23 protein-coding genes are annotated in these 24,316 nt (G+C 73.8%); 9 read left to right on the forward strand and 14 right to left on the reverse strand.

Features of this window, described 5'->3' with window-relative positions:
* Positions 1-23: 23 nt before the first annotated feature.
* Positions 24-497 (reverse strand): glycine-rich domain-containing protein, encoded by a 474-nt coding sequence (locus tag D7I43_RS19765; RefSeq protein ID WP_192902204.1) that lies wholly within the window; start codon positions 495-497, stop codon positions 24-26.
* A 184-nt stretch (positions 498-681) separates the two neighbouring features.
* On the opposite strand from D7I43_RS19765, the gene D7I43_RS19770 reads away from it, so the two are divergent.
* Positions 682-2,130, forward strand: a complete 1,449-nt coding sequence (locus D7I43_RS19770; RefSeq protein WP_120330020.1) for a helix-turn-helix domain-containing protein — start codon at positions 682-684, stop codon at positions 2,128-2,130.
* A 23-nt stretch (positions 2,131-2,153) separates the two neighbouring features.
* Positions 2,154-3,029, forward strand: coding sequence for a phosphotransferase family protein (locus D7I43_RS19775; protein WP_120330021.1), 876 nt, complete (start codon positions 2,154-2,156; stop codon positions 3,027-3,029).
* A gap of 194 nt (positions 3,030-3,223) precedes the next feature.
* On the opposite strand, the gene D7I43_RS19780 is transcribed toward D7I43_RS19775, so the two are convergent.
* From D7I43_RS19780 to D7I43_RS19795, 4 genes are all read right to left on the reverse strand, one after another.
* Positions 3,224-3,493, reverse strand: a complete 270-nt coding sequence (locus D7I43_RS19780; RefSeq protein ID WP_120330022.1) for a hypothetical protein — start codon at positions 3,491-3,493, stop codon at positions 3,224-3,226.
* Between the two features lie 155 nt (positions 3,494-3,648).
* The gene (locus tag D7I43_RS19785; protein ID WP_120330023.1) at positions 3,649-5,847 is read right to left on the reverse strand and encodes an FtsX-like permease family protein; all 2,199 of its coding nucleotides are present in this window, start codon (positions 5,845-5,847) and stop codon (positions 3,649-3,651) included.
* A complete protein-coding gene (locus tag D7I43_RS19790) occupies positions 5,844-6,515 on the reverse strand; it encodes an ABC transporter ATP-binding protein (protein WP_120330024.1) in 672 nt (223 codons plus the stop codon). The genes D7I43_RS19785 and D7I43_RS19790 overlap by 4 nt, the downstream gene beginning before the upstream one ends.
* A complete protein-coding gene (locus D7I43_RS19795; protein WP_120330025.1) occupies positions 6,512-7,039 on the reverse strand; it encodes a PadR family transcriptional regulator in 528 nt (175 codons plus the stop codon). Before D7I43_RS19795 ends, D7I43_RS19790 begins: the two co-directional genes overlap by 4 nt.
* Positions 7,040-7,185: 146 nt before the next feature.
* On the opposite strand from D7I43_RS19795, the gene D7I43_RS19800 reads away from it, so the two are divergent.
* Complete coding sequence (locus D7I43_RS19800; protein ID WP_147427265.1) at positions 7,186-9,192, forward strand: FG-GAP-like repeat-containing protein; 2,007 nt, start codon at positions 7,186-7,188, stop codon at positions 9,190-9,192.
* Between the two features lie 95 nt (positions 9,193-9,287).
* Here the strand turns inward: D7I43_RS19800 and D7I43_RS19805 are convergent, their stop codons facing one another.
* A complete protein-coding gene (locus tag D7I43_RS19805) occupies positions 9,288-10,202 on the reverse strand; it encodes a hypothetical protein (protein WP_120330027.1) in 915 nt (304 codons plus the stop codon).
* 91 nt (positions 10,203-10,293) lie between these two features.
* Here D7I43_RS19805 and D7I43_RS19810 point away from each other — a divergent pair, with 91 nt between their 5' ends.
* Positions 10,294-10,662 carry a VOC family protein gene (locus tag D7I43_RS19810; RefSeq protein ID WP_120330028.1) on the forward strand — a complete coding sequence of 123 codons (369 nt, stop codon included), beginning with the start codon at positions 10,294-10,296 and terminating at the stop codon, positions 10,660-10,662.
* Between the two features lie 13 nt (positions 10,663-10,675).
* Positions 10,676-11,113: a VOC family protein gene (locus tag D7I43_RS19815; RefSeq protein WP_120330029.1), complete on the forward strand. Its 438-nt coding sequence runs from the start codon at positions 10,676-10,678 to the stop codon at positions 11,111-11,113.
* A 153-nt stretch (positions 11,114-11,266) separates the two neighbouring features.
* On the opposite strand, the gene D7I43_RS19820 is transcribed toward D7I43_RS19815, so the two are convergent.
* Both D7I43_RS19820 and D7I43_RS19825 read right to left on the reverse strand, forming a co-directional pair.
* Positions 11,267-12,592 carry a hypothetical protein gene (locus D7I43_RS19820; protein ID WP_120330030.1) on the reverse strand — a complete coding sequence of 442 codons (1,326 nt, stop codon included), beginning with the start codon at positions 12,590-12,592 and terminating at the stop codon, positions 11,267-11,269.
* Between the two features lie 115 nt (positions 12,593-12,707).
* Entirely contained in the window at positions 12,708-13,193 is a 486-nt protein-coding gene (locus tag D7I43_RS19825) for a WapI family immunity protein (RefSeq protein ID WP_120330031.1), read from the reverse strand.
* Positions 13,194-13,381: 188 nt separating this feature from the next.
* Between D7I43_RS19825 and D7I43_RS19830 the strand changes: the two genes are divergently transcribed.
* A complete protein-coding gene (locus tag D7I43_RS19830) occupies positions 13,382-13,954 on the forward strand; it encodes a hypothetical protein (RefSeq protein ID WP_120330032.1) in 573 nt (190 codons plus the stop codon).
* A 39-nt stretch (positions 13,955-13,993) separates the two neighbouring features.
* Positions 13,994-14,692, forward strand: coding sequence for an alpha/beta fold hydrolase (locus D7I43_RS19835; protein ID WP_120330033.1), 699 nt, complete (start codon positions 13,994-13,996; stop codon positions 14,690-14,692).
* 21 nt (positions 14,693-14,713) lie between these two features.
* Here the strand turns inward: D7I43_RS19835 and D7I43_RS19840 are convergent, their stop codons facing one another.
* Complete coding sequence (locus tag D7I43_RS19840; RefSeq protein ID WP_120330034.1) at positions 14,714-15,871, reverse strand: hypothetical protein; 1,158 nt, start codon at positions 15,869-15,871, stop codon at positions 14,714-14,716.
* A 234-nt stretch (positions 15,872-16,105) separates the two neighbouring features.
* Here D7I43_RS19840 and D7I43_RS19845 point away from each other — a divergent pair, with 234 nt between their 5' ends.
* Complete coding sequence (locus D7I43_RS19845; protein ID WP_120330035.1) at positions 16,106-17,659, forward strand: gluconokinase; 1,554 nt, start codon at positions 16,106-16,108, stop codon at positions 17,657-17,659.
* 54 nt (positions 17,660-17,713) lie between these two features.
* Here the strand turns inward: D7I43_RS19845 and D7I43_RS19850 are convergent, their stop codons facing one another.
* Positions 17,714-18,472, reverse strand: coding sequence for a MerR family transcriptional regulator (locus D7I43_RS19850; protein WP_120330036.1), 759 nt, complete (start codon positions 18,470-18,472; stop codon positions 17,714-17,716).
* A 48-nt stretch (positions 18,473-18,520) separates the two neighbouring features.
* Positions 18,521-19,087: an ArsR/SmtB family transcription factor gene (locus tag D7I43_RS19855; protein ID WP_120330037.1), complete on the reverse strand. Its 567-nt coding sequence runs from the start codon at positions 19,085-19,087 to the stop codon at positions 18,521-18,523.
* Between the two features lie 86 nt (positions 19,088-19,173).
* Here D7I43_RS19855 and D7I43_RS19860 point away from each other — a divergent pair, with 86 nt between their 5' ends.
* Complete coding sequence (locus D7I43_RS19860; RefSeq protein ID WP_120330038.1) at positions 19,174-20,100, forward strand: S41 family peptidase; 927 nt, start codon at positions 19,174-19,176, stop codon at positions 20,098-20,100.
* Positions 20,101-20,121: 21 nt separating this feature from the next.
* On the opposite strand, the gene D7I43_RS19865 is transcribed toward D7I43_RS19860, so the two are convergent.
* Genes D7I43_RS19865 through D7I43_RS19875 form a run of 3 tightly spaced genes read right to left on the reverse strand, consistent with a single transcriptional unit; the run spans position 20,122 to position 24,172 of the window.
* Positions 20,122-21,669: a hypothetical protein gene (locus D7I43_RS19865; RefSeq protein WP_240033051.1), complete on the reverse strand. Its 1,548-nt coding sequence runs from the start codon at positions 21,667-21,669 to the stop codon at positions 20,122-20,124.
* On the reverse strand, positions 21,666-22,766 hold the full coding sequence (locus tag D7I43_RS19870; protein ID WP_120330039.1) for a hypothetical protein: 1,101 nt from the start codon (positions 22,764-22,766) through the stop codon (positions 21,666-21,668). The genes D7I43_RS19865 and D7I43_RS19870 overlap by 4 nt, the downstream gene beginning before the upstream one ends.
* Positions 22,763-24,172: an MFS transporter gene (locus tag D7I43_RS19875; protein WP_120330040.1), complete on the reverse strand. Its 1,410-nt coding sequence runs from the start codon at positions 24,170-24,172 to the stop codon at positions 22,763-22,765. Before D7I43_RS19875 ends, D7I43_RS19870 begins: the two co-directional genes overlap by 4 nt.
* Between the last annotated feature and the right edge of the window lie 144 nt (positions 24,173-24,316).

Genomic DNA, 24,316 nt, shown 5'->3' on the forward strand with positions numbered 1-24,316 from the left:
GCCCGGGACCACCGCTGAGGGCGTCAACCCGTCGGGCTGTTGTGGCAACCGGCGTGGCACTGACTGCACTTGGAGCTGCAGTCGGCCGTCACCCCGCCCCAGAGCTCCTGGTCGAGGGCGAAGCCGGCAGCCCGAATCGCTGCCACCGTTCGGGAGATCGGCGCGCCGAGCGGCTCCGGAGCCGTGGGGCCGGCGTCGTCGGACGGCGGGTCGGGCTGATGGTGGACGAACCGGCCGGCGATCCGCTCGCAGAAATCGGCGTACTCGCGGGTGTGGAGGATGAACGTGTGCCAGCCGATGTCCACGAGGTCACTCGGGCCGAGTGGTTCGGTGGCGTTGGCGCAGGCGGCGAGGAAGGCGAGCGCCTGGTCCATGATCCTGGCCGGCAGATCTGCCGCCAGCCCGGGACAATCGCGGGCGATGCGGCCGGTCAGCTGGGTGAACAGCTCATCGGAAACGAGGGTGCGGCCAGTGCTGATCCGTTCGACGGTAAGCATCCTGCTCCTTCTGTCGGCGGGACTCCCTTGCATCGAGGCTGCGCACGATCGGCTGCCGACCGTATGACACTGAGAGAATTGTCGACATGTGTGGCACGTATACCGCCTGCTCGGTGAGTGGTTTGAATGGATAGGCTCAACTGAGCACCATCGACACAGCCACCCGCGAACAGCGAGGTTGCCGGTGAGACGTGCGAACTGCCCGCGGTGCGGCGGACGCCTGGCGCGCGACAACGACAGCGGACGCTGCACACCATGCCAAACCGCCGAGCGCGACCGGCTGATTAGCCCGCCGGTGGTGCCGGCGGCGTTCTGGGAGCACGAACCGATACGCCAGGCGCTCGCGGAGCGGCACCTGGGGCGGGTCATCCGGGCGTACCGGCATCACCCGTACCACGGCCGAAGCCCGCTGCCGCAGACTGTGGTGGCAGGTTGGCTGGGTATCACCCAGGCGCAGCTCAGCCGCGTCGAGAACGGGCCGCCCCTCGTGCACCTTGACCGACTGGCCCATTGGGCAAACGCCCTTCGCATTCCCACCGCGTATCTCTGGTTCGCACCTACCGGCCCACCTAGGCACCCGGCAGCCAACAGCGCCACCCACGACGCAAATCACCCTGGTCCCAACAGGGGCCGGCGGGCGCTCTTGGCCGGTATCGCCGCTGTTGCCGCGGGAGCCGGGCTCCTCGACGGAACGGATCAGGTGAGGCCGCGGCGTATCGGCCCCGCGGACGTCGTTCGCCTGAACGCCGTGTTGGAGCTATATCGCTCCGTGGACTATGAGTCGGGCGGTGGCCTGCTGTACCGCGAAGTCTCCCGGTTCGCCGAGTCTGTGTATCGAATGCTTGACTGGTCGCATCCGACTGGGCTGGCTCCACGCCTCCTAGCCGCGGTCGCGGCGGCCCGGCAGTTGGCTGGTTGGACGGCCCTCGATGCAGGCAGGCACGAGGACGCACAGCGACACTTCGCCGCTGGAGAACGAGCGGCTCTCGCTGCTGACGACATGCCGCTGGCCGCAATGATCCGATACGGCCAGGCCAAGCAATTGCAGCATCTGCGCCACAACCGCGACGCCGTTGCCGCACTGCAACTCGCCCATGCCCAGCTCGGCACGCAAGCCACGCCGGCGATGAAGGCCCTGCTCTGGGGCGCCGAGGCCGCGTCCATCGCGGCGCTCGGAGATCACCGGTCCGCGGTGAACATCCTCGGCAAGGCAAGCGATCAGTTCGACCGTATCGTCAGCGAACGCGAACCAGACTGGTTGGGCTTCTACGATCGGGGAGAACTGCTCGCCCAGTACGGCCGCGTTTACCGGGACAGGGCACGACAGGACAGAAGACACGCGCCTGATGCGGTCCGCTACGTCCAGGAGGCGATAGCCGCTTTCGGCCCTGCCAACGTCCGCAGCACCGTGTTGAACGAGGTTGGCTTGTGCAGCGCGTTGTTCCTCGCCGACGAACCCGAGGAGGCGCTCGTCGTCGGAGCCCGCGTGATCCAGCAGTCGCAGACGTTGACGTCCAGGCGGGTCGTCGACCGGGTCCTCAACCTGCGTCGTGACCTCGGCCGGCACCGCGGCCTCCCGGAAGTGGTCGACTTCGAGCGCCGGCTCACCGCTCACGCCCATGGAGCAGCGTGAGCGGACGGTTCTCGAAAGAGGCAATGACGGCGGCTATGCGAGAAGCCGCCGACGCAGTCGGCGTGCACCCCGGCGATGCTCGATTACTAGGGCTGACCAACAACGCGGTTTTCGCCCTGCCATCGGCTGGCATGGTCATCCGCATCGCCAGGTCACATCGGCTTACGAATCGTGTCTACAAGGTGGTCGAGCTCGGGCGATGGTTCGAACAGGTCGACGCGCCGACCATCCGGCTCGCGCCGAATGTCACCCAGCCGGTGCGGGCCGGAACTCTCCTTGCCTCGATCTGGAGCTACATCCCCCCGGTTGCGCCAACCCCGACGGTGGAAGACCTCGGGCCTGTCCTGCGAGAGTTCCACAGCCTCGGTCCTCTGCCAGAGCGCTTGCCAGCTTGGGATCCGGTCGGGGACGCACGATCGCGCCTCGCCGACGCGGAGGAGCTGAGCGACAGCGACCGGCAGTTTCTGCTCGACTGGTGCGACCGGCTAGAGGCGCCGGTAGCTGCCCTACAGCAGCGGGCCGGCTCGGGAATCATCCATGGCGACGCTCACGTGAGCAACCTGTTGCGGAATGCGGCCGGTCGGGTAGTGCTGTGCGACTTCGACGCCACATGCCTTGGCCCATGGCAAGTAGACCTGGTCGCGGTGGCGGTCGGCGAGGTGCGTTTCGGCCAGCGCGGAGCGCACGCCACGCTGGCCGCAGCATACGGGTACGACGTCACCACAGATCCGGACTGGCCTCTGCTTCGCGATGCGCGGGAACTGAAGATGATTGCCGCAGCCGTCCCGCGGCTCCGAAGTTCCGCTGGCGTCAGGGCGGAGTTCGCTGCCCGCCTTCATTCGGTGCGAGAGAATCACCAACACGCTCGTTGGAAACCGTTTGCTGAAATCGGCGGCTAGCACCGACGTCAAGAGTTCCTTCGAGACCCTGGCCACCCGAGACGTCGCTGTTCCGCCGCAACAGCAGCACCACCGCGTACGTCGGCTCCTGGAACCGCCGGAACCGTCAGCGCCTGGCGGACAAAGCCGCCCGGAGCAGCGAGTCGTAGGTCTCGGTGCTCCGCCGTGCCGCTATGCGCTCCGTTCGCCCCGCTCTACCGAGCCGAGGAGACCCGCGGGCGGGACGCCCCGACCTCCGGCGTTGTCCGGCGCCGCCACCACGAGCGCACCCCCCGCCCGATCAGCAGCGCGGAGATGATGCCCGGCCCGCAGTGGACCGCCAGGACGCCGATCAGGCTCGGGCCGCCCCAGTCGTGCCGGTAGCTGGCGGGATCGGTCATGTCGATGACGAACGGCTCGGCGGCGGCGCGGCCGATCAGGTACAGCCCGAGCAGCACCCCGAAACCCATGAGGATCTTCTTCATGGCGGTGAGGCTAGGCGGGGATCGCCGGCACCGGCGTCACTCGCCGGTAGCATCCTCGCCCTCGTACCACGGTAGGGGGCGGGCGGACGAGCCCCGCGACGCCGGCGCAGGCGCACGGGCCCGGCGGCGCCGGGCCCGTCCACGCCGATCGGCAATCACTCGTTGCGGGCTGTCTCCGGGCCGGTGATGCGCCGCAGCAGCGGCAGTGTCGCACCGATGATCGCCAGCGACACCGCCAGCCCGCCGACCACCATCAGGTAGAACGACGGCTTCGGCGCCATGAGCGTGTACTCCAGTTGCGCCCGCAGGAACAGGTGCGCGGCCAGGAATCCCATCCCGATGGCCACCGCGGCGACGACCAGCAGCGGCACGACGGTCTCCAGCGCGACCACCCCGCGCAGCGTGCGCAGCCGTACGCCGGTGAGCCGCAGCATGCTGAACGGCCGTTTCCGGTCGCTCAACCCGCCGGCGACGCTCACCGCGAGGCTGCATCCGGCGATGGGCAGGCTGGCCAGCATGACCACGTTGGCCAGTTGCTGGAACTGCACCAGCTGGCGCGCCGAGCTGGCCTGCCATTCGGCGTCGCTGGCCGGGAAGCGTCCCTGCGGAAATGCCGTGACGAGCATCGTCCGGGCCTGTTCCAGCGCGGCGTGGCTGGTGGTGTTGACGACGACCGACAGGATCGGCTGCCGGTCGATGTCGGCGGCGGCGATGCCGGCGGCCTCCCAGACGTGGTCGCCGTCGGCGAGGTCGGCGGCGCTCATGCCGATCAGGTTGGCGGGCACCTCGGCGACCTGCGCGCCGGCGGGGCAGCCGCCGAACACCTCCAGGCGTGCCAGTTCGGCGCAGGTGACGAGGCCCTGCCATCCGTCCCTGTCGGGGTTGGTGCGCACCACCGTCACGCTGCGCACCCCGGGGATGGCGGCGAGCCCGGCCGGGATCTGGTCCGCGGTCGGCGGGGGCCCGTCCTCCGGCCAGAACGTCTTCGACAGGGACGTGGCGGCCACCGAGGCGGGGTTCGGCGCGGTGCGGTTGGCGACGAACGTGGTGATCGTGCCGGTCGCCACGCTGGTCACGAACAACGCCACGATGAGGCCGCTGACGGACCGGAAGCCGGCCTGCGGGTTGTCGGCGAGGCGCCGTCCGGCGATGAGCGCCGCGGGCCGGCTCGCCCGCCCGGCCAGCAGCCGGGCCCCCATCATGGTCAGCCACGGGCCCGCCAGCACGAGCCCGACGAGCATCAGCAGGAACCCCGAGAGGTACGCGGTGAGCTGCCCGTTGGTCGTGTCGGGGCGCCGCCCGATGACGTACGCGAGTTCGGCGAGGCCGACCACCAGTGGGATGAGCCGCCAGGTGCGGGGCGGCCTGGGCGTGACGCGCCGGCTCACGCCCAGCGGGGAGATCTGCACGCGGCGCAGCGCCAGCCAGGCGGCCACGACGGCGCCGAGCGGGATGCCGAACGCGACGACGAGGGCGTCCACGGCGGTGAGCGCGAGGTCGCTGGCGTAGAACCGCTCGCCGGTGAACGGGATCGTGGCGAGCCCGGGCCGGAGGGCGAAGAACAGTCCGAACCCGACGGCCGTGCCCACGGCGGCGGCGAGGGCCGACTCGACGGCCGAGATGAGGGCGATCTGTCGCGGCGTGGCGCCGACCAGCCGCATGGCGGCGAACCGCTGTTCGCGGCGGGTGGCGGCCAGCCGGGTGGCCGTACCGATGAAGATGAGCACGGGGAAGAGCAGCGCGGCGGCGACGACGGACAGCGTGAGGGTCATGGCGTCCTCGTTGAAGCCGAGGTAGCAGCCGTTGGGGCAGTCGCTCGGCGAGGTGGTCATGATCCGCGTGACCCGTTGGGCGCCCAGCGGTTCCAGCTCGGCCGGGGCGCGGCCGACGAGAATCAGCAGGGAGTCGGGGGACGGCAGGGCCTCTCGGCCGATCGTGCCGATCTCGCGGCCGGGGAAGCGGTCGCCGAGTTCCGCCGCCGGCGTGCGGTGCAGCCGTTCGCCGAGGGCGGGTGAGACGTAGTACTCGCCCGGGCCGGGCAGGCGTGGGACGCCCGGGGGCAGGGGTGCGTCCGGGCCGGTCGCGGCGACGTCGATCCGGCCGATCAGGTCGCCGTGGTGGTAGTCCTCGCGGATGAGCCACCACAGTGCGTCGGCGGAGGCGTCCGGGGAGGCCGGCGCCGCGGAGCTGTTCAGCCAGGCGTACCGCTGGTTCTGGGCGCCGACGGCGTTCATGCCGGCGAGGGTGGTGAGGAGCATGCCGACGCCGAGCGCCACGGCGGTGGCGATGATGACGAGCCGGGTGGCGGCCTCCCGGCCGCCCGCCAGGGAGAGCCGCAGCGCGAAGCGGATCATGAGTGCACCAGCGCGTTCACCTTGCCGTCGCGCACGATGACCTGCCGGTCGGCGTACGCGGCGACGCGGGCGTCGTGGGTGACGAGCACGACGGTGGTGCCCTGCTCGCGGGCCGAGGTGACCAGCAGTTCCATGACCTGCTCGCCGGTCAGCGAGTCCAGCGCCCCGGTCGGCTCGTCGGCGAACAGCACGCCGGGCCGGGCCACCAGGCCGCGGGCCAGCGCGACCCGCTGCGCCTGCCCGCCGGACAGCTCACCGGACCGGCGCCGTCCCAGCCCGGTCAGCCCGAGCCGGTCGAACCAGGGTCGGGCCTGCGCGAGGGCGGCGCCCCGCTTGACGCCGGAGAGCAGCAGCGGCAGGGCCACGTTCTCCTCCGCGGTCAGCTCGGGTACGAGCTGGCCGAACTGGAACACGAACCCGAACCGGTCGCGACGCAGGGCGCTGCGCTCGGTCTCGCTGAGGGTGTCGATCCGGCGGCCCTCGAAGTGGATCTCGCCGGAGTCCGGCACGAGGATCCCGGCCAGGCAGTGCAGCAGGGTGGACTTGCCGGAGCCGCTCGGGCCCATCACGGCGACGATCTCGCCGGAGGCCACCGAGACGGTCGCGCCGCGCAGTGCCGGGGTCTCGCCGAAGGACAGGGCGACGTCGCGCGCCTCGATGGCCGTCATCGCTGCGCCACCATGGTGCGGAGGGCGTCCAGCCGGGCGACCGTGGTGTCGATCCAGTGCAGGTCGGCCTCCAGGTGGAACAGGCCGTGGTCGGCGAGCATCGTGTCGACGAGGTTGCCGCTGCGCTTGATCTCGGTGAGCTCCTGCATGCGGCGCAGGTGCGTGGCGCGCTGGACGTCGAGGTACTCCTCGGCGGGCCGGCCCAGCATGAGCGCCAGCACCACCTTGGTGAACAGGACCGTCTGGAGGTTGGGTTCGGCCTCGACGGGCTCGGTGAGCCACGACTCGACCTCGGTGGCGCCGCGTTCGGTGATGACGTAGCGCTTGCGCTCGGGCCCGACGCCGGGCTCCACCTCGCCGACCACGATCTTCCCGTCGCGGGCGAGGCGGCCGAGCGTCGCGTAGACCTGACCGAACGGCAGCGGCTTGCCCCTGCTGAAGAACGTGTCGTAGTCGCGCTTGAGGTCGTAGCCGTGGCTGGGCTCGCGTTCGAGCAGGCCGAGGAGGGTCATGGGAACGCTCATGCGGCCACCATACTCCCGAGGTATACCTCGCGTATATACCTCCGGCGTACATTGACCCGACCGGTCGCTCGGTGGCCGTGGGCGTGACGCGGAGAACCCTCCCGACGCCGTACCAGTGGATGATCTTCAACGGTGATGGAGGACGCTTGGCGGCGCACGCACGTACCCAGCGACGGAGGGTCGGCGCCGCCCTCGTGGCAGCACTCGTCGCCATGACCCAGCTGGCGACGACACCCGCCCAGGCCGCCCCGGCGGTCGAACCACCGCCGGCCACCAGCGCCACGGCCGTCTCGTCCACGCAGATCCGGGTCACCTGGCAGGCGGCGCCGCAGGCGAGCGCGTACCGGATCTCACGCTCCACCGGGTCGAGCGGCCCCTACACCCAGGTCGGCCGCAGCACCGGTCTCGAGTTCCTCGACTCCGGGCTCGCCCCGGCCACCACCTACTACTACGTGATCCAGGCGGAGAACCGGAACAAGCTCTCCGGCTACTCTCCACAGGCCAGCGCCACCACCGACCCGGTTCTGCCGGCGCCCGGCGGCCTGCGACTCACCGGCACACCGTCCGTCATGGACCTGGCCTGGGAACCGGTGGACGGCGCCGCCCGCTACGAGGTCTACCGCCACCACGTGATGGACGGCGACACCCTCATCACCACGACCACCGGCACCTCGTTCCGCGAGACCGAGCGGTCGGACACGTACTACTACCAGTACAAGGTGCGCGCGGTGACGGCGAGCGGCGCGGCCGGGCCGTTCGCCTCCGCGGCCGGCTACACCGGCACGGCGACCACCACCACGATCGCCGCCGACCCGGTCCGCTCCGAACAGGGCCAGAAGGTGGCGCTGTCCGCACGGGTCACCACCGCCGACGGCGCCGAACTACGCGGCAAGGTGCTCTTCCTGTCCGGCAACGAGGTCGTCGGCCAGACCAACGCCTGGCAGGGGTACGCCGCCCCGGTCGTCACCCCGACGACCAGCACGGCGACCTACTACGCCCGCTTCGAGGGCACCGGCGGCGATCCCGAGTACGGCGCCAGCGCGTCGGACGACCTGACCGTGCACGTCGACCCGGCGTACGGCGAGGTGTCCTTCGGCCCGGCCGAGGCGGCCCGTGTGGGCTCGGACGAGACGGCCGTCGCGGCCGGCGACCTCACCGGCGACGGGCTCACCGACGTCGTCCTCACCACCCGGGACGAGGCGGACGCCGGTGACCTCAACCACTCGGTGTACCTGTTCGTCCAACTGCCCGAGCACCGGCTCGCCGCGCCCGTCCGGTACGCCACGAGCGTGCCGACGGGCGGGAGCATGGTGCCGGTCGTCGCCGACCTCGACGGCGACGGGCGCGACGAACTGCTGGTGGCCTCCGGCGACGGCCTGGACCTGTACCGGCAGGCCGGCGGCGGGCTGTCCGCGCCGGTGGCGTTGCCGTTCGGCGCGGCCCTCGGGGACCTCCGGGTGGTCGACCTCGACCGCGACGGCCGGCTCGACCTGGTGGCGACCACCAACGAGTCGGTGCTGGTGCGCTACGGCACCGGGCCGGGCGAGTTCGCGCCGCCGACGTCGGTGCCCACGCCGACCTCCGCCCCGCTCCTGGGCATCGCCGACGTGACCGGCGGTCCCGGACTGGACCTCGTACGCCTCGACGGTCGCCGGGTCGTCGTCGTCGAGCAGACCGCGGCACGCACCTTCGCCGCGCCCGCCGGGATCCCCGTGCCCGAGGGGCAGGAGATCTCCGCGCAGTCGTTCGCAGCCGGCGACGTGACCGGCGACGGCCGGGCCGACGTGGTCGTCACCGTCACGGGCAACATGCCCGACCCGCGGGTCTCCGTGCTGACCCACCAGGCGGACGGCACCCTCGGTGCCTGGCAGGTCTACGTGGCGTACGACATGCCGGAGCCGGTCGTCCTCGAGGACATGGACGGCGACGGGCGGCTGGACGTGGTGGTGGCCCACGGCGGCTGGTACGCGGTGGGCGTCCTGCTCCAGCGCCCGGACGGGCGGCTGGGCCGGGAACAGTTGGGCCACAACCCCTACTACGCCTCGCACTACGGCCACCAGGGCCTCGCCGTCGGGGACATCGACGACGACGGACACAAGGACGTGCTGCTCGCCGACTACAACAACGGCCTCGTCGTGGTCCCGGGGGCGTAGCGGCTCCCTCGACGACGGGTGGTGCCGGCGCAACGGGATCCGCCGGCACCACCCGTCCCCCGTCTCGTCCGGCGTCCCGGTGGACGTCGCCTCACCTAACCGGTGACCGTCACCGGGACCGGCAGCCCCCGCTGCACCTCCAGCACGGCCCGCTCCCCGAGCGGTCGTTCCAGCTCGGCCGTGGCCGTGCGCGTCGCCCCGATGGCCGGGCACGCCTGCGGACCGTCGCCGTGCCCGCGCCCGGTGACGATGACGACGACGGCGGTGGCCGACTCGACGGCCTCGGCCGTGTAGTCCACCCCGCACGGTTCGCTCGCCGGACCCGGCGAGCCGACGAACGTGACGGTCAACTCCCGCGCGTCCACGGTCGTGGTCGCGGACTGGATCGTGTGCCCGCCCGGCGCGGCGTCCGGATCCCACGGCGGCGGCGTGACCGTGACGACGGCCTCGTCGGCGACCGCCACCCGGGTCAGCCGCACCCGCGTACCGGCGAGCGCGAACTCCCAGGCCGGCACGACCGCCGGGCCGCGCGTCGTGGCGATCCGCGCGGTGCTCAGGCGCGCCGCGGTGACCTCCAGGGGTACGCATCCCGGGCATTGCCCGTCGCCCGCCTCGCGCAGCCGTCGCAGGGCCGCCTCCGCCGAGAACAGCGGCACCTGCCGCTTCTGCCCGCTCTCCCACGTGACGGTGCCCGTCTCCCGCGGCGGGTCGGGCAGTGGCCCCCGCGCGTCGATCATCCCGGCGGACAGCGCCAGCTTGTTGTCGCCGTTGGCGGGCTCCCAGTCGCCGAGTTGGCCGGTGAGGCCGCTGGTCGGCACGAACCGCGGTTCGCCTCCGGCGGCCCGGACCGCCTCGTCGTACCGGGCCAACGCCTCCCGCGCCCGCTGCCGCAGCCGGTCGGGGTCGGCTCCCGCCCCGCCGTCGGAGGGGCCGGCCGCCGCACCGCAGCCGGCCAGCATCGTCAGGGCCGCGGCACCGAGCAGGCCGCGGCGTAGGAGTCTCCCGCGCATGCCTCTTGGACGGACGCGACCGGGTCCCGGTTTCCGCCCGTCCTGTCGGACCCGGGGCCTAGCGTGGGGCCGACGACAGCCGGAGGAGCGCATGATCGACCACCTGTCCATCCAGGTTCGCGACATGGCGGCCAGCGCCGCCTTCTACGACGCCGTCCTCGCCCCGCTCGGCGGCCGGCGGATGCTGGAGTTCCCGAACGTGATCGGCTACGGGCGGGAGCGCCCGGAGTTCTGGATCGGCCCGACGGAGACCCCCGGCGCCGCCCGCGAGGCGCACCTGGCGTTCACGGCCGACAGCCGCGCCGCCGTGCGGGCGTTCCGCGACGCGGCGGTGACCGCCGGAGCGGAGGTGCTGCACGAGCCGCGGGTCTGGCCGGAATACCACGCCACCTACTTCGGCGCGTTCGTCCGCGACCCGGACGGCAACAACGTCGAGGCCGTCTGCCACGCCCCCGAGTGAGCGAAGGATGACGATGGAGCAACGGATCAGTCTGGTCACGCTGGGCGTCGCCGACCTGGCGCGCGCCCGGGCGTTCTACGAACGCCTCGGCTGGCGCGGCCAGGAGGTCGAGGAGACGGTCTTCGTCCAGGCCGGGCCGATGGCGCTGGTGCTGTGGGGCCGCGACAAGCTGGCGGCCGACGCCGGCGTCGACGATCCCGGCGGCGACGGGTTCGGCGGGATCACCCTCGCGCAGAACGTCCGGTCCCGCGCCGAGGTCGACGACGTGCTGGCCACCGCTGCCGCGGCCGGCGCCGAGGTCACCCGGCCCGCGCGGGAGACCTTCTACGGCGGGTACGCCGGCTGCTTCGCCGACCCGGACGGTCACGTCTGGGAGATCGCCTGGAACCCGGGCTTTCCGCTGGCCGCCGACGGCGCCCTCACCGTTCCGGACTTCGGCGCCGCCGGCTGACCGGCGGTGCGCCCTGCCTGCCGGTCACCCCGGCGGGCGGGCGCTGCGGGGACCTCCCCGGACGCCGACCCGCGGTCGCCGATCGCCGGCCGCGTGCGCGGCGACTCGCCGGGCCGGCGGCGATCGTCCGGCTCGCGGTCGGCACGCCGGCTGTCAGTCGTCGCGGGGGCAGAGCAGCGGGTCGAGCAGCGGGAGCCGGAGCGGGTCGAGGCAGACGGTGATCAGCTGGTTGTCCGGCGCGGACGGTGTCGTCTCGTCGGGGGCCGGCGCCGCCGGCGGGGACGGCGGCGGGCTGCTGCTCGGCGGGTCGGTCGGCTCCGGCCTGCTCGGCGCGGTCGTGGGAGGCGGCGCGGTGGGCGGTGCCGGCGCGGGCGGCGGTGCCGGGGCAGCCGGAGGTGCCGACGCGGCCGGAGGCGCCGGAGCAGTCGGCACGCGGGGGGCCGTCGCCGGACGGATGCTGCCGCCGCTTCCCCCGGTGGCCGGCGCACCGGAGGACCCGGAAGCGGCGGCCCCGGTCGAGGCCGGTGCCGGCACGCCGCCGGAGGTGCCGCCGGGCATCGGGCCGGCCGTCGGCGGCGCGGTGAAGGCGTCCGGTGGCACGGGGGCGAGGGTGGGGACGACGGCCCGGACACCGAGCGGCGGTTCGACGGTCGAGACGTCCCCGGCCTCGACCCGGCGGTCGCCGTCGTCCGGCCCGTGGGCGCCGGCGGTCAACGTGGCGAACGCGACGGCGGCGACAGCCGCCACGGCGGTGGTGGCCCGCCGTTCGGGCCGGCGTGCGAGCAGCGGCGCCTGCCACGGCTCGGCCGGCGCGGGCGGCGTCGGGCGGCAGCGCTCGTGGGCCTCGCTGAGCGCGTCGAGTTCCGCGACGACGGCGGCGCGTTCGTCCCGGGCCGCGGCCACGGCGAGGGTCAGGTAGAAGCGGGTGTTCGCGGTGACGTTCGCCGGCACCCGCAGTCCCGCGAGACGCCCGGGCGTCCTCGGGTGCAGCAGGGTGAGCGGCACGTCGGGGTGGTGGGCCGGTGCGGCGAGGTCCGCGTACCACCACTCGCGCCGCTGGGAACGGCCGGCGAACGCGACGCGGCGGCTGGTGACGACGGCGACGCCCGCGTCGGTGACCCGCAGGCCCGGCGGGAGCGTACGCCCGGCCGGGGCGGGTGGCCCGACGGTGAGCGCGGGCGGCGGCAGGCCCGGTACGTGCCGGGCGGTGGCCTCGACCAGTTCCGCGGCGGGGAGGATCCGGAAGATCAGCTCGTCGTCGTCCAGGTCGACGGGCAGGCCGGCGCGGGGCTCCGTGCAGCCGAGGAAGGTGGCCGCCTCGATGCGCTGGCGCGTCAGCTCGTCGGCGCGCCGGCGCCACGTTTCGAGTGCGAGGAGGTGGGCACGCCGCCGCCGTTCGTTCTCGCGGGCCGCCCAGGCGATCCGCCAGTCGGGCAGTGCGGTGGCCGGTACGAATGTGCCGGGTGATGTGGTGGTCACACGCGGTACAACCGCCCGCGTCGATGGCAGGACACGCCCCAGGGATCGATGCTTCCCTTTGTTCCGTTAAGAGAGATTTGACCCCCGAGTGGTCGACGCGGTCCCCGAATCAGTCTCAGGAGACGACCCTGTGGGGGTACGCCTCGACCTCCCGGGCCCACTGTTCGGCCGCCACACCGAGCGCGTCGGCCGACACGGTGAGCGGCAACGGGTACACGGCGGTGAGCGGCCGGCGCATCCACGGCGGCAACGACTCGTAGGAGAACTCGACGGTCAACTCCACCCGTCGCCGCCGGATGACGCGGGTGCGCATCGCCAGGTTCGGCTCGGTGAAGCGCAGTACCGCCGGCAGCATCCCCGGCTCGGCCGCCAGTCCGGCCTGGAGCCCCAGCCACTCGGCGAGGAGCCCCGCCTCGGCCACGGTGAGCGACGGCTGGCAGTGGGACCACGCCTGGCCGTCCGCCGTACGGGCGTCCGCCTCGATGAGCAGCCAGTCGTCCCAGTCGCGGGCCTGCTCGGGATCGACCGGCGGCTCGACGCCCGGCTGGTAGCCGACCGGCCGGATCCTCAGCCGCGCACCATCGTCGGAGCGTATCTCCATTTACCCATCATCTCGGACAGAACACCTACGAGGGACGAAAACGGGCGCATGATCGCAATGCCAGGCCGTCCCATGGCGCTGATCCACCATGACCGCCCACCCTGACGAGGATCGGGGGCGGTGACCTCCGGGTCCGCTGGTGGGAGTCCCCCATGGCCCCCGCCCCGCCCCGTGTCCAGTCTGGAGACATGACTGCCACCCAGGCCCGCGTCACCGTACGGCACGTGTCCCCGATCCGGATGGTCACCCTCACCGCACCACTCCTCCTGCTGCTCTACGGCGTCGCCCGGCTGATCGACGGCCTGGACGGCGACCACGGGCCGGGCTGGGCCTGGAACATCGGCCACAGTCTGTTCTTCGCCTCGATCGCCCTCTTCGGCGTCCTGGCCGTGCACCTGCGACGGATGCTGCTGGGCGCGGCACCACGCCTGCGGGCACTCACCGACACCGCCACGGTGGCGGCCCTGGCCGGTGCCGCGAGCTTCCTCTGGGTGATCCTCGGCGACCTCTTCCCCGGCCTGGCCGACGCGGCACCCCTGCCGGACCCGCTGTTCCTCCTCGGCCCGCTGCTGTTCCAGCTCGGCCTGCTCACCCTGCTCGTGCAGGCCGCCACCCTGCGCCCCCGCCGGCTGCCGCTCTGGGCTCCGCCGCTGGTCCTGGTGGGCTTCGCGGCGATCGCCGTGAACCTCGACCTGCTGCCGGTCGCCGGCGCGCTGATCTTCGCAGGCCTCCGCCCCCTGCACGCCGACGCCGAAAGGTGAGGGGCAGCGGGTGTCGGTGGGCCGGGCTACGGTGCCGGCATGGCGGAATTCGTACTCGTGGCCGGGGCCTGGCTCGGCGCGTGGGCCTGGGACGCGGTGGCGCCGGAGCTGCGCGCCGCCGGCCACGGCGTCCACCCGGTGACCCTCTCCGGTCTCGCCGAACGGCGGGGTGTGCCGGCCGGACAGCAGACGCACGTGCGGGACATCGTCGACGAGATCGAACGCCGCGATCTGCGCGACGTCGTCCTGGTCGGGCACAGCTACTCGGGCATCCCGGCCGGGCAGGCCGCCGAGCGGATCGGCGACCGGCTGCGCCGGGTGGTCTTCCTCGACTCGAACGTGCCGCACGACGGCGAGTCGTTCGTGTCGGTGTGGCCGCCCTTCGGTGAGCGGGTGCGGGCGGCGATCACCGCCAACGACGGGTTCTGGCCTCCGCTGGCCGCGGAGGACTACGCCGGCCAGGGGCTCACCGACGAGCAGATCCAGCGGATCGTCGCGGATTCGACGCCGCACCCCGGCGCCACGCTGACCGAGCCCGCGACGCTCGCCCGCCCGCTCGGCGAACTGCCGGCGACGTACGTGAAGTGCCTGCTCGACGGCGACGAGCCGACGCCCGACGTGGCGGCGCTGCTCAAGAGCGACCGGTGGCGACTGGTCGAGATGGACACCGGCCACTGGCCGATGTTCTCGCAGCCGTCGGAGCTGGCGCGGATCCTGCTCGACGCCGCCGACGCCTGACCCGCGGTCGCCGCGCCCGACTCAGGTCCAGACGGTGCGGCGTACGCCGCGGTGCTCGGCGCACGCCTCGCGGCGGCCGCCGGTCAGGCTGACCGCGCCGTCGCGGCACTGCACCAGGTAGCCCCGGCCCGCCCAGAACTCCTGCACGCAGTCGAAGTAGTCGCAGATCTCCGCGGCCGGCCGGCGGATCCGGTCGCCGCCGCAGAAGTCGTACCCCATGGGGTTGTCCGGGGCGCCGCACAGCCGCTCCCGCTGGGGCGTCGGCGAGGGCGTCGTCCGCTTCGGCTTCGGCTTCGCCGAGGCCGTCGGCGAGGGTGACGTGCCGCCCGGGACGGCGGCCGGACGCACGAGCATCGGCGCGACGCTGGGACTGGGCGCCGGGGTGGCGGCCGCGGCCACCTCGCCCGCCGGGTCGGACGGGTTGGACTCGATGAGCACCGCGGGCACGAGCACGGCGACGGCGGCGGCCACGGCGACCGTACGCCGGCCGCCCGGCACCAGCCCCGACAGCCGCGCCTGCCCCGGGGTCGCGACGGCCGGCCGGAGCGGCTTGAGCTGCTCGTGCTCGGCGATCAGCTCGTCGAGCTGCGCGACCACGGTGGCGCGCTGCTCGATCGCGTCGGCGAAGGCCAGGGTGAGCGTGAACCGGAAGTCGGCGGCCGCCTCCACGGGCAGCATCAGCCCGGAGGTGCGGCGACGGTCGAGCACCTGGATCAGGGTGACGGGCGAGTTCGGGTCGTGGGCCAGGCCGGTCATCCGGCCGTACGCCCAGTCGCGCCGGCCGCGGCCGCCGAGCAGCACGAGTCGACGGCTGGTGATCACGGCCATGCCGGCGTCGGCGACCCGGACGCCGTCCGGGCGGCGGGGGCGCACCGGCGTCGCGTCGGGGTCGACGGTCAGGTCCGGTGCGGGCAGCACCCCGGTGTGCCGGACCTCGACCAGTTTGGCGGCCGGCCACACCCAGAGCACCACCTCGTCGGGGGCGAGTTCCAGGGGGAGGCCGAGGCCCGCCGCCGCGGAACCGTGGAAGTCGGCGGCGAGCTTGCGGAGGCGGCGTAGTTCCTCGGCCCGCCGCTGCCAGGCGGCCTCGGCGCCGCGGTAGGTGCGGTGCCGGCGCTCGTTCTGCCGGTGCGCCCACCGGTACCGCCACGTGGAACCCGTCGAATCAGTTCTTGCCATGCCGACTCCTTCGCCGCGCAGGCCACCAACCGGGGTGTCACAGGTGTTAACTCCGGCGGCGGCCGGCGCGAACCCGGGCCGTTGGACGAAATGTCCGATCGGCGGAGCAACATGGACGATAGGCCGGTTTTGCGGCAAAGCTTGATGCGCTCCGGGCGTGTCGCGCGACAACCGCCCGTACCGTCGACGCAGCCGGGTGGCCCCGCCGCCGGCACGCGGAGGGGGTGGACGTCGATGGGCCGGTCGGGCGGCGCGCCGCCGGTGGTGATCGGCGTCGACATCGGTACGACCAGCACCAAGGCCGTCGCGTACGACACCCGTGGCCGGCAGCTCGCCGGCAACTCGGCCGCCTACCCACTGGACGAGCCGCAACCGGGGTACGCCGAGCAGGACCCCCGGCGCATCCTCGACGCGGTACGCGAGTCGATCCGGGCGACGGTCGCCGAGTTGGACCGGCCGGTGGCCGGGCTGTCGTTCAGCACCGCCATGCACAGCCTCATCGGCCTGGACGCCGGCGGCGATCCGCTCACCCCGTCCATCACCTGGGCCGACGCGCGCGCCAGCCGCCAGGCCGAACGGCTCCGCGCCGTCCCGTCGGGGCTCGCCCTGCACCGCCGCACCGGCACCCCGGTCCACCCCATGGCCCCGCTGCCCAAGCTGCTCTGGTTCGCCGAGCAGGAGCCGGCGCTCTTCGAGCGGGCCGCCCACTGGGTCGGCATCAAGGAGTGGGTGCTGCTGCGCCTGAGCGGGCTGCTCGTCACCGACCACTCGGTCGCGTCGGGCACCGGCCTCATGGACATCCACCGCCTCGACTGGGACACCGAGGCGCTGGCCGTCGCGGGCATCAGCGGCGAGCAACTGCCGCGGCTGGTCTCCACGACGGCCGTGCTGCCCCGGCTCACCCCGGAGGGCGCGGACGGCACCGGCCTGCCCGAGCGCACGCCGGTGGTGGTCGGCGCCGGCGACGGCCCCCTGGCCAACCTTGGGCTCGGCGCCGTGCAGCCCGGCATGGTGGCCTGCTCGATCGGCACCAGCGGCGCCATGCGGGTGGTGGTGCGGCGGCCCGGGGTCGACCCGCTCGGCGGCGTGTTCTGCTACGCGCTCACCGAGCACCGCTGGGTGGTCGGCGGCGCAATCAACAACGGCGGCCTCGTCCTCCGGTGGGCCGGCGACGCGCTCGCCCCGGAGCTGGGCGGGCACGCCGAGGAGGAACTGGTCGCCCTCGCCGCCCGCGCCCCCGTCGGCTCCGGCGGGCTCATCATGCTCCCGTACCTGCTCAGCGAGCGGGCGCCGCACTGGAGCGCCCTGCCGCGCGGCGCGTACGTGGGGCTCACCCACGGGCACCGCCGCGAACACCTGGTGCGCGCGGCCATGGAGGGCGTCTGCCAGCAGCTCGCGCTGGTGCTGGCCTCCGTGCGGTCCGCCGGCAACGAGGTGAACGAGGTCCGCGCCAGCGGGGGCTTCGCCCGCAGCGGCCTGTGGCGGCAGATGCTCGCCGACGCGCTCGGCGTGCCGGTGAGCTTCCCGACGGGGCACGAGGGATCCAGCTTCGGCGCCGCCCTGCTCGGCATGCAGGCGCTCGGCCTCATCCCCTCCATCGACGTGGCCGCCGACCTGGTGCGGATCGAGGAGATCGTGCGCCCCGACCCGGCCGCCGCCGCCACGTACGCGACGCTGCTGCCGCTCTTCGCCGAGCTGTACGACGCGCTCGTGCCCACGTACACCTCGCTGCGCCGCCTGGCGCCGAGCCTGCCACCGGAACCACCGCCGGAACCCCCGCCGATGTGATCCCGGCCCGACCCGTCCGGGTCGCGCGCACCGGGGCGCGACCCGGACGGCGTGTCACCCACGGTTGATCGCGTTGGCGTGGATCGCCTCGCTCAGGTACGCGGCGAGGCCCGGCGCCATGTTCTCGTAGGTCGCCCGGAACCGCTCGTCGGCCACGTACATGTCCGCCAGACCGGTGTGGATCTCGTACGAGCACTCGTAGAACCAGCGGCCGATGATCTGCCGGTGCTCCTCGGCCAGCTCCATCGCCTCCGGGCTGTCCGCCGGCGCACCGGAGGACATGAGGGCCACGACGCGCCGCCCCCAGTCCTCGTTCTCGCGCTTGAACCGCAGCCAGTCGTCCTTGCCGTACCGGGCCGCCCGCCGGTTCGACTCCCGGTACGCCTCGCTGCCGCCCCACCGCTGCTCCGCCTCATCGGCGTGCGCCTCCGGGTCGAAGTCCCCGAAGACCTCGAACCGCTCCTCGGGGGTCAGCTGGATGTCCACCTTCTTCGCCTCCAACGCGAACTCGATCGCCGAGACCATCTCCTGCAACCGCTTGATCCGTACGGTCAGCAGCTCGTGCTGGCGACGCAGGTGCGCCGCCGGGTCGGCCGCCGGGTCGTCGAGGATCGCGGCGATCTCCTCCAACGGGAACCCCAGCTCGCGGTAGTAGCGGACGAGCTGCAACCGCTCCAGGTCCGCGTCGTCGTAGCGGCGGTAGCCGGTCCTGCTGCGCCCGCTCGGCGAGAGCAGGCCGATCTCGTCGTAGTGGTGCAGCGTCCGTACCGTCACGCCGGCGAGCTTGGCCACCTGGCCCACCGTGTACGCCATGGTCCCCTCCCTTCGGAAACCAGGCTCTCCCCTGCCGTTACGTGAGGGTCAAGCCCGATTCTGACCCACCGTGGGGGTGTCGGGTGGTCCGGACGGCGGGGGTGTGGCCTGCCGGTAGAGGCTCACGAGCACCCCGTAGCGCGGTTCGTCGTCTCCGGCGTCCTCGGCGCCGTCGACCAGCTCGCTGAGCGCGGCGCCGAGCCGCTCGGCCTGGGCCCGGGTGAGCCGCAGGTGCCGCAGCTGGAGCAGCGGCTCGTCCGGCGCGGCCGCGATCTCCTCGGCGACCGCGCCGAGCATGGCGGCGGTGGCGCCGACGTGTCCCGGCGCGACCCGGATTCGCCGGGCGGACCGCTGGTAGTACTGCTCGGTGCCGCCGCGCACCGGCCGGGTGTGCGCCACCCGCACCATGCCGGCCTCGCGGAGCACCTTGAGGTGGTGTGCCACGTTGCCCTTGGCCGACCCGAGCGCCCCGGCGAGCTGGCTGATCGTGGCCGGGCGCTGGCCCAGTGCGAACAGCAGGCGCTGGCGGAACGGGTGCCCGAGCGCCTTGAACTGCTCGGGGGTGGTGACCTCCAGCAGTTCGTCGAGGGGACGGTCGGGACGTGGATCGGCCATGGCAGAAAGTGTCTACTTCTCTTGACGCTTCTGTCAATCGGCTGCTCTACTGCTCAGCACCCACCACCCGAGGACGGGAGCCGCCCATGCGCCAGGCCGAGATCACCGAGGCCGTCGAACGGACCGCCACGCTCGTCGACGAGCACTACGTCTTCCCCGACCTGGCCGGACGGCTGGCCACCCTGCTCACCGACAACCTCGCCGCCGGCCGGTACGCCACCGCGGCCGACCCCCGCGCCCTCGGTGAGCTGGTCACCGCCGACCTCCAGTCCCTCAACGGCGACCTGCACCTGCGCCTGAAGTACCACGAGGAGGCGCTGCCCGAACGGGACGAGCACCCCGACGACGACCGGATCGTGCGGCTGGCCGCCGACACGATGGGCGGGGTGGGCCGCGTGCAGCGCCTCGACGGCAACGTCGGCCTGCTGGAGATCCGGCCGCTGCTCTTCCCCCCGCCCCTCGCCGGCGACCAGATGACCGCGGCGATGCGGCTGCTCGCCGGCACCGACGCGCTGCTGCTCGACCTGCGCGAGAACGTCGGCGGCAGCCCCGACGGGGTCGCGCTCCTCTGCGGCTGGTTCTTCGACGAGCCGACCCTGCTGCACACCACGTACGACCGCGCGGGCCGTCCCGTCCGCCAGTCCTGGAGCGCCGCGTACGTGCCCGTGCCGACGTACGACGCCACCAAGCCGGTCTACGTGCTGACCAGCGGCCGCACGTTCTCCGGCGGCGAGGAACTGGCCTACGACCTCCAGCAGTCCGGCCGGGCCACCGTGGTGGGCGAGCGCACCGGAGGCGGGGCGCATCCCCGGATCGGCTTCCGCGCCCACGCCCACCTGGAGGTCACCGTGCCGGTCGCCCGTCCGGTCCACCCCGTCACCGGCACCAACTGGGAGGGCACCGGGGTGCTCCCCGACATCGAGTCGCCGGCCGCCGACGCGCTCGACGTGGCGCACCGCGCCGCGCTGTCCCGGCTGGACGTGCCGGCCCCGGTCACGGCCGTCGCGGCCTGACCGCCGCCGGCACCCGGCCGATCAGGCCCACTCCTCGGCCGGGTCACCGTCGGGCGCGGGGTCGCCGGCAGCGTCGCCAGCCGTGGCGGCACCGGCGGCCTCGGCGCCGGCGGGCACCGGCGGGCCGCCGTGGGTCCAGGGGGTCTCCTCGGGGGCCGGGAAGGCGCCGGCCGGAAGGTACGCGTCGGAGAGCGTCGTGTAGCAGAGCCGCTCCCCCACCTCCGGCACGCTGCCCGGCGGCGCCGTCAGCCCGCGCCCCATCCCGCCGGACAGCTCCAGCACCACCTCGGTCTTGCCGTCGGCGGGGTGCAGGAACACCACCCGGGCCTTCTGCCCCGGCCGGGCCGGCGAGTACAGCGTGGCGCCCACCGGCACCAGCACCGGCTCGGTCGTGACCACCTGGATCCGGGGACGCAGCACGGGCCGCTTCCCGCTGTCGTCGACCCGGGCGGGATCGGCGAGCGTCACCTCGCCCACGAACGCCTCGCCGGTGAGGCGGTGCTCGGCCATCACCAGCGGGTCGTCGTAGGCGCGCTGCACCGCGTACGACGTGAGGGCCCGCTCCAACCGGTGCAGCCGCACCGCCGCGGCGACCGCGCCGTCCCGCCGGGGCTGCGGCCCGCCGCCCGCGTCGACGTGCTCGGCGTGCGCGGTGAACGCGTCCCGGTCGCCCGCCCAGCGCCCCTCCACCCGGGCGCCGGGCGGCAGGGCGCGCAGCAGGCCCACGCCGCGCCACATCAGCTCCCAGGTGGGCGCGAGCTGGTCGCGCAGCAACGACTCCAGCGTCGCGTACGCCTCGGCGCGCGCGTCCGGGTCGTCCTCCGCCTCGGCGTACGCGGCGATGGCCGGCGCGAGCCGGTGGTTGTCGAAGTCCGGGTCGGTGGCCGGACCGGCCGGCGGATGCGTGCCCGGGTCCTCGGCCCGGGCCGCCGCCTCGGCACCGGTCGTTCCCGGCGGCGGGTCGATCCAGCCGAGCAACGCCGGCAGGTGCAGGTCCTCCACGGCGCTCTGCCCGGTGGCCCAGTGCAGGGTCAGCGCGTCGGTCATCGCCAGCAGCGCCGACGCACCCGGATGCTCGGCCCGGTCGGCGAAGAACGTCAGCCACCGCCCGAGCAGCGGCACCGACGGGTGCACCGGGTGCTCACCGTCCGGTCGGCGGAACCGGGTGGAGCGACCGAGCAGCCGCAGGAACGTGATCCCGGCCGGGTTGGGCACCAGCACCTGCGGCGCGTCGACGTACCGGTACCGCACGTCCCGGCCCCGGTCGACCGGCACCGCCTCGCTCACCTCCCGGTGGGCGTCCACGTACGGCAGCACGACCTCGGCCAACTCGGCGGCGAACCGGAACCGCTGGTCCCGGTTGCGCGGCTGGGGCACGACCAGCAGCCGCGCCTCGTCCGGCGCCGTACCGACCATCGCGGCCAACGGGGCGTTCGCCTCACCGGCGAGCGCGAGCGGCACCAGCACCAGGGGACGCTCGTGCAGGTGCACGTGGCGGACGGTCGCCACCGGCTGGGCCACCCCGGCCGCGACGGCCTGCGCCTTCGCGAGCGCGCGCAGCGTACTCATGCCGGCACGCCCAGGGCCTCGGCGCGCAACCGGGCCGCGGCGCGCAGCAGCGCGGCGGCCTCGGCCTCCTCCGGGTCGGGGGTCCGGGCGCCGTCGGCGAGCGCCACCACCTCGGCCACGGTGGCGAGCCCGCCGAGCGCCTCGCGGACCGGCCGGCCCAGCGCGGCCGTGTGGCCGCGCGCCTCGTGCCGGCAGAAGTACGCCAGCTCGCAGCTGGCCAGGCACTCCGGCGCGTACCGGGCCTCCACGCGCGACAGCGCGGCGGCCAGCGTGGCCGGGTCGGCAGCCAGGTCGGCGGTGAAGTCGGACGGCACCGACGCCAGCAGGTCGTCGAGCCGGGCCATCCGGTCCAGCTGGCGGCGCAGCACCAGCAACTGCTTACGGACGTCGAGCAGGCTGGCCACCGGCCGGTTCGCGAAGTCCCGCGGGCAGATCAGCACCACCTCGTGCGACACCAGCCCCGGATCGTGGCCGGCGGCAGCGAGCAGCTCGCGCAGCGCCAGCACGTACACGGCCGACTGGGTCGCCGCCGCCGCGACCTTCGCGGGGTCGGCCTGCCCGTCGATCACCGGGAACGACTTGATCTCGACGACGTGGAACCGGCCGGCCAGCCGGGCGGCCACCAGATCCGGTTCGAGGTGGACCCGCCGGCCCGCGACCTCGAGGCTGAGCAGCGGGTGGTCGAAGAGGGCGGCGGGCTGGTCGGCGCCGGTGGGCGCGGCGGCCACCAGCAGCTCACGCGACCGGGCGTGCCGCTCGGGCAGGTCGTCGTCGGCGCCGAGGTCGGTCCAGTCCGCCCGCTCGTCCGGCTCGACCCCGAGGCGCTCGGCGACCAGCCGCAGCAGCTCCGCGCCGCCGTCGGCCTTGACCTGCGCCTCGAACGCGTTGCCGCGGGTGATGGCGAAGCGGGACTGCCCGAACCGGGCCGGAAACCCGATCCGCTCGGCCAGCTTCGGCTTGTCGACGCCGGCGCCGTCCAGGACGGCGCGGCGGACGCAGCCCGGGTTGCCGGTGAGCGCGGCGATCGTCCGGGCGTTGTGCCGGCGGGGCGGTACGCCGCCGCGGATGGCGTCCAGTCGCTGCTCGCTGCTCGTCATGAACCGCCACGATAGGCGGTCACCGCCGGTTCGGCCGGCACGGCGCCCCGGCGGCGGCGGACCAGCAGGGCGGTGGTCGCCGCGGCGAGGGCGGCCAATGCGGCCATGGTCCAGAGCACGGTACGCAGCCCACCGGTGAACCCGGGATCGTCGAGCCGGCCGGCCGTGGTGCTGGCCAGGACCGCGCCGACCACCGCGATGGCGACCGTCTCACTGGCCAGCCGGGCCGTGTTGATCATGCCGGCGCCCGTGGCCGCGCGGGCCGGCGCCACGCTGCCGATGGCCATCTGGTCCAGCAGCCCGATGGAGAGTCCCACCCCGACACCGATGGTGAGCAGCGGGCCGGCCAGCACGGCCGTGCCGCTGTCGGGGCCGAGCACCGTGGCCCAGGCCGCACCGGCGGCCACCACGGCCACCGAGACGACGACCACCAGGGGCGCCGGCACCAGGCGGATCAGCGCCCCGGTCAGCAGCGGCAGGACCAGGGTGGGTGCGGTGAGCAGGATCAGCGTCGCACCGGCCGTGCCCGGGGTCAGCCCGACCACCGTGGTCAGGTACGACGGCAGGTAGACCAGCAGCGGCACGAGCACCGCCACGATGGTGGCCGCCGCCAGGCAGATGCCGAGGAACCGGTGGCTGGCCAGCAGCGTGAGGTCGAACATCGGGTCGGCGCGGCGGCGCTCCACCCGGGCGAAGAGCACGAGCAACGCGAGCGCGGCGGCGAACGCGACGACGATCCGCGGGTCGGCCCAGCCGAACTCCGGCCCCTGCACGAACCCGAAGATCAGCAACAGCAGCGCCGAGGTGAACGACACCGTGCCGGGCCAGTCGATCCGTCCGGCGTGTGGTGCCCGCGACTCCGGCAGCAGCGGCACGAGGGCGAGCACCACCACCCCGGCCAGGGCGGGCGCCGCGAACACCGCCCGCCAGCCGAACGTGTCGATGAGCAGGCCCGCGACGGAGGGACCGAAGGCGAGGCCGGCTCCGATGGCCGTACCGAAGACGCTGAAGGCGCGCGCCCGGGCCGGGCCGTGGAACGTGCCGGCGAGCAGCGCCGAGGCGCTGGTGGCCGCGGCGGCAGCGCCCACACCGGACACCGCCCGGAGGACGTCGAGCAGGGCGATGTCGCCCGCCACCGCCGCGAGCAGCCCGGCGCCCGCGAAGATCGCCACCCCGGTGGCGAACACCCGGCGGCGGCCGAACAGGTCGGCCAGCGCGCCGGTGGCCAGCATGAAGCTGGCGAACGTGGCGTTGTACCCGTTGACCACCCACTGCACGGAGGCCAGTCCGGCGTCGAGGTCACGGCCGATCTCGGGCAGCGCGACCGACGCGCCGGTCAGCGACACCGGCAGCGAGATGGTGGACAGCAGGACGGCGACCAGCACGACGGCCGGGTGGTTGCGCACGGTTCTCCCCGTTCGGACGGCCCCTTAGCCTAGGCACGGCGGGCGCGGACGGGGCCGGGCCGGGGTCGAAGATCACAGGCGGCACAGGTGAACGCCCGACCCGCCGGAACGGGTCGGGCGTTCAGCCGGCCGTGTGCCGGCGGG

The sequence above is a fragment of the Micromonospora globbae genome, from assembly GCF_003610785.1.
Lineage (GTDB): Bacteria > Actinomycetota > Actinomycetes > Mycobacteriales > Micromonosporaceae > Micromonospora > Micromonospora globbae.